The organism is Streptomyces sp. DvalAA-14 (genome assembly GCF_900091855.1).
In the GTDB taxonomy this organism is placed as follows: Bacteria; Actinomycetota; Actinomycetes; order Streptomycetales; family Streptomycetaceae; genus Actinacidiphila.
The window spans coordinates 1-8,607 of the sequence record NZ_FMCH01000524.1; the positions used below are offsets into that span (position 1 = coordinate 1).

Consider the following 8,607-nt stretch of genomic DNA (forward strand, 5'->3'; position numbering starts at 1 on the left):
GCTGATCCGCTCCATCACCCGCGGCTATGTCGACGCGAAGATGACCAGCTACTTCAACTGGCCGCTGATCGCCGCGATCTACCCCAACCTGCCGTACTCCACGGTCGGACTGGCCACGGCCGGCTCACCCTGGTCGGGCAACTACAGCATCGGCGAGAACACCTGGGCCACCGCCCAGGTCACCCAGTTCGCCCAGCCCGGCTGGAAGTTCATCGACGCCGGCTCCGGATACATCGGCGGCTCGGAGTCCAACGGCTCCTACGTCTCCTTGAAGTCGCCCAACGGCAAGGACTACTCCACGGTTCTGGAGACCACCACGGCCACCGCGGCCCAGACCGCGAACTTCACCGTCAAGGGCGGTCTTTCCACCGGCGCCGTCCACGTCTGGGCCACCGACGTCAACAACCCGAACCCGGCAACCGACCTCATCCACACCCAGGACATCACCCCGGCGGCCGACGGCACCTACTCGCTGACCATGCAGCCGGGCTACATCTACACGGTCACCACGACCACCGGCCAGGGCAAGGGCACCGCGACCGCACCGGCCGCCCACGCCCTCGCGCTGCCCTACAGCGACGACTTCACCGAAGACACCGCCGGCACCGAGGCGAAGTACGTCTCCGACATGCAGGGCTCGTTCGAAGTGCAGAAGTGCGACGCCGGCCGCCGCGGGATGTGCCTGCAGCAGATGGCGCCGGTCAAGCCGATCGAATGGCAGGACGACTCCGACGCGTTCACCCTGGTCGGCGACCCGACCTGGACGGACTACTCGCTGCAGTCCGACGTGGAGCTGGCTCAGCCCGGCACGGTCGAACTGATCGGCCGCGCGGGCACCCAGAACCGCCCGCAGTCCCACCAGCAGGGCTACTACTTCCAGATCAGCGACACCGGCGCCTGGACGATCTTCAAGAGCGACGCGAACGGCAAGCGCACGGTGCTCACCCGGTCCACGACCACCGCGCTCGGCACGGATACCTGGCACAAGCTCGGGCTGTCCTTCAGCGGCCTGCAGATCACCGCCTCCGTCGACGGCAAGGCTGTCGGTGTGGTGAACGACAGCACCTACACCGCCGGCCAGGGCGGCCTCGGACTGACCTCCTACGACACCGACCAGTTCGACAACCTCTCCTTCACCGGGACCACGCCGCAGAAGCCGACGGCGCAGCTGACGGTCACCCCGTCGCCGAACACCGTCCAGCGCGGCAAGAACCTGACCGTCACCACCGCGATAGCGGTGCCCAAGAACGCCAAAGCCGCCGAAGGCCTCAACGTCAGCCTCAACGCCCCCGGGTTCACCTACGACTCCCAGCCCCAGGTACTCGGCGAGATCAAGCCCGGCAAGGCCACCGCGGTCAGCTGGCAGCTGACCGCGCCCACCAACAAGGCGTCCAAGACAACGATCACCGCCACGGCCACCTTCGCCCAGGGCGGGGTCGCACACTGGCTGAGCCAGGACGCCCAGGTGACGGTCAATAACCCACCGCCGCCGTCCGGCGTCAACGACGTCAGCGACCTCGACTTCGTCGCCTCGACCAACGGCTGGGGCCCGGTCGAGCGCGACCAGTCCGTCGGCGGCACCAACGCCGGCGACGGCGGACCCCTCACTCTCAACGGCACCGTCTACCCCAAGGGCCTGGGCACCAACTCCATCAGTGACGTCACCATCTACCTCGGCGGCAACTGCTCGAAGTTCACCTCCACCGTCGGCAACGACTCCGACGCGGGCGGATCCGGCTCGATGACCTTCAGCGTCCTCGGCGACGGCAAGTCCCTGGCCGCGACCGGCACCGTCCGCGGCGGCGATCCGGCACAGCAGATCGGCGCCGACCTCACCGGCGTCCAGACCCTCGACCTCGTCGTCGGCGACGCGGGCGATGGCAACGCCTACGACCACGGAGACTGGGCCGCACCCGAACTCACCTGCTCCGGCTGACCAAACAGTTCCCCGGGGCCGGCCGCATTCCCCGGCGGTCGGCCCCACCCGCTCCGGCCCGACGAGCGGCGAGCGCCGGCGACCGGCGTCAGCTCCCACGCCGCCGGACCGGGCCTCGCCAGCGGAAAGCGGACCGGAGGCGCGACGGCTTGCGTGCTGAGGTTCACGCACACTGATCAGGGCCGGCCGGCCAGCAGTCACCTCGTCCACCCGGACGCCACAGGTTCTCCCGTCGTGGACGCCCTGGGCCACAGCCGCTCCAGCTCGTTCAACGCCAACCACGACCAGCTCACCGCGGTCAACGCGCTGGGCACCGGTACGGCCGCCTCCAACACCACCACGTACGTGTACGACAGCAGCGACAACCTCACCTCGGCCCAACTGCCGACCGGCGCGACCGCCTCGACAGGGGTGTACACCCAGCACGCGGGCGCGTACCTGCCGCCGTCGCTGAAGGACCCCTCGGGCCACCAGACCAACTTCACCTACGACACCGCCGGGAACCTGACCCAGTCGCAGGACACCTCCGCCGGCACCGGCACCACAGGCGCCAAGCTGACCTACACCTACCAGGGCGACAGCGGCGTAGCGGACTGCGGCGGCTTCCCCGGCCAGCGCTGCACCTCCACCGACGCCGACAACAACACCACCCACTACGCCTACGACACCGCCGGGAACCTGATCACGGCGACCCCGCCCGCGCCACTGGGCGCCACCACCTACACCTACGACAGCGCCGGCCGCCAGCACACCGTCACCGACGGCCGCGGCATCACCACCACCTACACCTACGACAACCACGACCGCACCCGGCAGGTCACCACCTCCGGCGGCGGAGCCCCGGCGCTGACCGTGGCCTACACCTACTACGGCGACGGCGACCTGCACACCCAGAGCGACGCGTCGGGCACCATCACCTACACCTACGACGCCCTCGGCCGTGAGGCCACCCGCACCCTGCCCGGCACCATCGTGTTCAGCTCCTTCTACGACCCGGCCGGCAACCTGCAGACCCTCACCGGCCCCACCGGCAGCACCAGCTACGGCTACAACGCCGGCAACGAACTCACCTCGCTGACCGACCCGTCCAGCGGCCAGACCACCTTCAGCTACGACAACGACGGCAACCGCAAGACCACCACCTACCCGGGCGGCACCAGCGAGACCGCGACCTGGGACGCCGCCGACCGCCCCACCGGCATCAAAGCCGTCCACGGCACCACCACCCTCACCGACTTCACCTACAGCTACGCCAAGGCCGGCGCCGACACCGGCCAGATCCAGACCCGCACCAACGGTGCCAGCGGCGCGGTGACCACCTACACCTACGACACCCAGAACCGCCTGAACTACGCCGAAGAGGACAGCAGCACCGGTACCCGCAGCGCCAGCTGGCTCTACTGCCACGACGCCGCCGGCAACCTCATCGCGACCTCCACCAGCGCCTCCTCGTGCACGGCGAGCAGCGGCCTGACCTCCTACACCTACAACGCCGCCAGTGAACTGACCGCCACCAGCGGCTCCACCGCCGGCTGGTCCTACGACACCGACGGCAACGAGACCGCGGGCAACTCCGCGACCCCGCGCACCGCCGAGACCTACAGCGCCTTGAACCAGCCCACCGCCCAGACCACCGCCGGCACCACCCGCACCCAGACCTACGCCGGCACCGACTCCTCCGACCGCCTCACCCAGACCGGCACCAGCTTCACCAACGGCCCCGAAGGCCTGGCCTCCGTCACCAACGCGGGCGCGACCACCGGACTGATCCGCGACCCGGCGGGCACCTTGATCGGTGTGACCACCGGCGGCGCGACCTACTACTACCTCACCGACATCCAGGGCTCCGTCCTCGGCCTGGTCAACACCGCCGGCACCCAGACCAACTCCTACGCCTACGACCCGGCCGGCAACACCCGCAGCGGCGCCACCGCCACCGTCACCCAGCCCCTCGGCTACACCGGCGCCTACCTCGACCCCACCGGCCTCTACAAGCTCGGCGCCCGCTCCTACGACCCCAGCCTCGGCCGCTTCACCCAACCCGACCCCTCCGGCAAGGAAACCAACCCCTACCTCTACGCCGCCGGCGACCCCGTCAACCACACCGACCCCACTGGGCAGTTCAGCATTGGCGATATCGGTAAGGACATCGCCGTCATCGTCGGTAGTGGTACCGCCGGTGCCATGCTTGGTTCCGGTATCGGTTGTGCGGTCGGGTTCCTTGTGGCCACCCTCCCCGGTTGCGCGGCAGGAGCTGCTGCTGGAACTGCCCTTGGAGGTGCTACGGGAGTGCTCGTGGGTACGGGCCTGGTCATAGCCGCCGGCTGACGAAACGGGGTTGGGGCGAGCGCCCGCTCGCCCCAACCCCTAAGGAGTTGATGAACATGCCAGCGAAGTGGACGCCTAAGAGGCCAATGCGGGCGCTTATGTATTCCTACTCGGCCGTGACGGTAATCCTCCTCGTGTCCTGTTTCGCGCTTGGCCAATGGGAGATAGCCCTCGTGTGCACTGCGGGCGCACTCCCAGGCATTTTCGGCTGCCTCTATTACGCGCGGGCCAGGAGTTGAATTCATTGCGGGAATCGACGCAGCAATGACGGTTGCGGTGGGTTGGGCTGCGCCTACATGCAGCCCAACCCACCGCTTAGCGCACCGCGAAGTTGAGGAGACATGAATCCAGGATTCCTCTACGCCGCCGGCAACCCCGTCAACCACACCGACCCCAACGGAACATCGTTCTTCGGTGATTTCAGCAGTGCGCTGGACTGGGCAGGGCTCGCTAAAGACGTGCTGAGTGGTGACAGCGCAGCAGCATACGCCGACAAGGTCGGTATTATCACTGGAATCGGATTTGAAGCTGTTTGCGGCGCCGTCGCCATTGGCGGTGCGGCTGCGACGCTCGGAGTCTCGGTCGGCCTCGGCGTCACAGCGTGCGGCGTAGTGTCCTATGAACTGGCTGAAGCCACCAAACAGGGAACGGAGATAGCAGTTTCATGATCCCATCGGGCGGGTGCTCTCACGAGCACCCGCCCTCCTGGTGGAGGAATAAGTGATAAAAGTCCTTCTGGCCATAGGGGTACTGGCCTCCGTCGCGCTCGTCGTCCTTGGTGCGAGCGCAGGAGTCATTCCGATACTAATCGGAGTAATACTTTTTATTTCTTGTTGGGTAATATATCGCCAATTGGCTTCCGGAAGAAAGAGTTGATGCGATGCTGTCAAGGGGCAATAGATCAGACATTGCCTTTCTCTACTCTCCTGCCCAAGGAGCAGGAAGTCTTATACTGATAACTTTCCTTGTATCCATGGTTGTGGTAGTCGGCTACTACTTCATGCGGCGAAATAAATAACTGGGCAAGCGCGGTTCTGACGTGGATCCACTGCGGCTGCCGCCAGCGGAGCTCGCCCGGGTGCTGACCCTGTACGCCTCAAGGGTGCCGACCCCGCGCGCGTCCACCGCGGTCACGGGCATTGAGCTGATGACCGCTTTGAGGCCGCCGACCCGTGCGGTGAAGGACGAAGCCACCGGCACCTTCAAGCCGGGCCCGGTGGCCGGCTCGCTGACCGGCCGGGTCGACCCGGCCTACGTCGAAGCCCCCGACGAACACCCCGTCGTCGCCGCCAAGTTCCCCAGCAACCACCAGCGGACCCCGGCGGAAGTCATCGATGAGGAGGCGTTCGACTGGATCCGGCCCACCGGGCTGCTCACCGATGCCGAGTGCTCGAAGGGGTTCGCGGTCGGCGTCGACGTGAACACCGCGTTCCTCGCCGTCGGCAACCGCCTGATGGCCCGCCTGTCCAGACCCGAGCACGTGAAAGCGCCGCGGTTCGACAAGACGGTGCCGGGTTCGTGGCTGGTGGACCTGTCCGGGATCGAGACCCACCCCCGGATGCCGTCGCCGTTCACGCCGCACGGCGGGCGCCCGGAGGGCCCGGCCTGGTACGCAACCCCGACGGTCGCGTACGCAGCTGAGCTGATCGACACCCAAGCTGCCGGCCCAGCTCCGTCCGACCGAGGCCTTCGTCCGACGGGAGGCCGGCCCGTACCTGGACCCCTGGTACAAGCACCTGTCCGAGGCGTACAAGGCGACGATGGCCGACCTCGGGGTGACCGCCGACCTGTCTGCGCAGGAGTTCCTGGCCGCGATGGCTGGCCGCGCGGAGCACGACCCGGCCATGGCCATGGTCCTGTCGGCGATCAAGTCCACGGCCAAGGGCGCTGTCGGCAAACTCCGGGAACGCAACCAGAGCGCGGGCCGGGAGCACGGCGAGCGGTGGCCGGCCCTGGAACGCGCCACCTGGCGGCCCGACATCCGCGCCGCGGTCATCTCCACCGCCCGGGTCAACATGCACCGCAAGCTCATCCGGACCGCCCTGGCCACCAGCAGCACCCCCCGCGCCGACCGGTTCGCTGGTGTTCGGCCCCGACGCACTGCTCCCGATCGGAATCCTGTCGGACTGCGTCGTCTACCCGTCGGCCGGTCCGTCGCCGCTCGACGTCCTGCCCTACGGAGCCGACGGCAGGCCGGCTCCGGGCACGTTCCGGCTCGGGGTCTCGCCCGGCATGGTCAAGCACGAAGGGACCAGGCCGCTGTTGTGGGCGGTGGAGCTCCTGGAATCCCAGCACAACCCCGCCAGCTCGCCGCCCTGGGCATCAAGGTCGCCGCCTCCACCGTCTGGGAAATCCTCAAAGAGCACGGCGTCCCGCCCGCCCCGGAACGTCAGAGCACGACGTGGGCCGACTTCCTGCGCAGTCAGGCCGACGCCCTGCTCGCGTGCGACTTCTTCGAAACCCGCACCCTGACCGGCGCGCGCCTGTACGTCTTCGCCGTCATTGAACACTCCACCCGGCGCATCCGGATCCTGGGCGCAACCGCACACCCCGCCGCTCACTGGGTGGTGTAGCTCGGACGCAATCTCGTCATGGACCTGGAGGATGCGGGCAGCAGCAGGGCCAGAATCATGATCCGCGACCGCGACCCGAAGTTCACGCCGGCCTTCGACGCCGTGCTCGCCGACGCCGGACTCGAGATCGTCAGGAGCGGAGTCCGGATACCGCGAATGAACTCCATCATGGAGCGCTGGATACAGACCTGCCGGCGCGAACTCCTCGACAGAACCTTGATCTGGAACCAGATCCACCTTCTTGATGCGCTCCGCGAGTTCGAGACCTTCTACAACGAGCACCGACCGCACCGCACCCTCAAGACAGCCGCTCCACTCCGCCCACTACCCAAGCCAACCAGCGTGCCAGGACAACTCAGACACCTGGAGGTCCGCAGACCAGACCGACTCGGCGGAACCCTTCACGAGTACCAACACGCCGCTTGACCAGGCCGGATGATTAATCGGCACCCGCAGAGCTTCGCCCTGCTCCACTGGTTCCGCCGGTTACGCATCCGCTGGGAGATCCGCGACGACATCCACGAAGCATTCCTCAGCCTGGCCTGCAGCATCATCTGCTGGAGGCGACTGACCGCTCTGGCGAGCGATCCCGCGACTGGTCGGCCGCCGCCAGTCGGCTGAGAACTTCGGTCGGGGTGAAGCTCCAGCCGACAAGGCGCGGTCCGCTCCAGTTGATGCCGATCACGAGTCCCTCCCGAGCGACATCGGGAAGTTCGCGGGCGCGCCAGTCCTCCAGGGACATGGATTCGACCCGCAGTCCGTGCCCCCAGATCTTCGCCGCCCTCTGGGCGCGGGCCGAGGTCGACCAGAAGGGAAGACTCCGTGTGCCATCCGAGGATAGGGACGTTGGGCTTCCTTCGTCATCCCAAACAAACCAGACAAATCCACTCTGACGGACGTCCCGGAAGAATGCTGCCCCTTGCGAACCACTCTGACTCATAGACTGCCGAGCCTAACGTTCTCGGTCGCTCATTTCGTTAGGAGTTCTTAAGGCCCGCGCGTTGCAGGCGTAGCTGATGCCCCGGCGCAGCGCACTGACGAAAGATCGGGCCGGCCCGCCCCTGAAGGCGGACCCGCCCGATCAGCAACGCTGGATCAGGCTGTCGCCACCCGCAGTCCGAGCGTGCCGTACACAAGTCCGGTCGGCACGATCAGTACCGTGTAGGACCCCGCCGGCAATGCCGACATCGTGTACAGCGATCCGCTGCTTCCACAGCTGCGGGTTCCGCTCTTGAGTTGGGTGCCTGTGTGGTCGTAGAGGTAGAAGTACACGTAGGTGGAGCCGCAGGTGCCGCCAGTGATCGTCGAGGAGCCGGTCAGCGCCACGTTCTGCGCGGTGGGGTTCGTGAAGCCGATCGAGACGGCCTGCGCCGCGAGGGTCGTCGTCGCTGTCGCCTGCGCACCGTTCATCGTCGCTGTGGCGGATGACGCACCCGCCGCGAAGACCTGAGCGCTGTACTTCCCGGTTACCGGGCCGGGCGGCACGATCAGCACCGTGTAGGACCCTGCGGCGAGGGTCGCGGTGAAGAGCGAGCCCGCGCTGCCGCAGCCGAGGCTGGTGTTCTTCACCTGGGTACCGGAGTGGTCGTACAGGTAGTAACGGACGGAAGAGAACCCGCAGTCACCACCGGTGATCGCCGCCGAGCCGGTGATCGTGACGGCTTCGCCGGACGGGACCGTGAAGCCGATCGACACGGCCTGCGAGGCGATCGTGGTGGTGGAGGACGCTGGTGTGCCGTTGAGAGCCGCCGTGGCCGACGCCGCCCCGGC

The 8,607-nt window shown here is 67.3% G+C and carries 6 protein-coding genes and 2 pseudogenes; 6 read left to right on the forward strand and 2 right to left on the reverse strand.

What is annotated here, in order from left to right:
* From GA0115240_RS37325 to GA0115240_RS28340, 6 genes and pseudogenes are all read left to right on the forward strand, one after another.
* Positions 1–1,936, forward strand: a 1,936-nt coding sequence (locus GA0115240_RS37325) for an NPCBM/NEW2 domain-containing protein (RefSeq protein WP_176725194.1), incomplete at its 5' end; no start/stop codon positions are given.
* A 234-nt stretch (positions 1,937–2,170) separates the two neighbouring features.
* Entirely contained in the window at positions 2,171–4,264 is a 2,094-nt protein-coding gene (locus GA0115240_RS39060) for an RHS repeat-associated core domain-containing protein (protein ID WP_161302527.1), read from the forward strand.
* A gap of 341 nt (positions 4,265–4,605) precedes the next feature.
* Positions 4,606–4,932, forward strand: coding sequence for a hypothetical protein (locus GA0115240_RS36395; protein WP_141708993.1), 327 nt, complete (start codon positions 4,606–4,608; stop codon positions 4,930–4,932).
* A 386-nt stretch (positions 4,933–5,318) separates the two neighbouring features.
* Positions 5,319–6,568 (forward strand): annotated as a pseudogene (locus GA0115240_RS28330) (transcriptional regulator); the annotation flags it as partial.
* Positions 6,568–7,263: pseudogene (locus tag GA0115240_RS38755) on the forward strand (integrase core domain-containing protein); the annotation flags it as partial. The pseudogenes GA0115240_RS28330 and GA0115240_RS38755, both read left to right, overlap by 1 nt.
* Before the next feature lie 9 nt (positions 7,264–7,272).
* Complete coding sequence (locus GA0115240_RS28340) at positions 7,273–7,458, forward strand: hypothetical protein (RefSeq protein ID WP_093741008.1); 186 nt, start codon at positions 7,273–7,275, stop codon at positions 7,456–7,458.
* Here the strand turns inward: GA0115240_RS28340 and GA0115240_RS28345 are convergent.
* A complete protein-coding gene (locus GA0115240_RS28345; protein ID WP_093741010.1) occupies positions 7,388–7,777 on the reverse strand; it encodes a DUF2750 domain-containing protein in 390 nt (129 codons plus the stop codon). The two genes, GA0115240_RS28340 and GA0115240_RS28345, sit on opposite strands and share 71 nt — an antisense overlap.
* Before the next feature lie 155 nt (positions 7,778–7,932).
* The coding region (locus GA0115240_RS37330) for a hypothetical protein (RefSeq protein ID WP_161302528.1) at positions 7,933–8,607 on the reverse strand (675 nt) is incomplete at its 5' end.

Excerpts from the sequence above, each read along its gene's own strand:
- GA0115240_RS28340 (WP_093741008.1), top strand. The coding sequence starts at position 7,273 with ATGATTAATCGGCACCCGCAGAGCTTCGCCCTGCTCCACTGGTTCCGC.
- GA0115240_RS36395 (WP_141708993.1), top strand. The coding sequence starts at position 4,606 with ATGAATCCAGGATTCCTCTACGCCGCCGGCAACCCCGTCAACCACACC.
- GA0115240_RS28345 (WP_093741010.1), bottom strand. The coding sequence starts at position 7,777 with ATGAGTCAGAGTGGTTCGCAAGGGGCAGCATTCTTCCGGGACGTCCGT.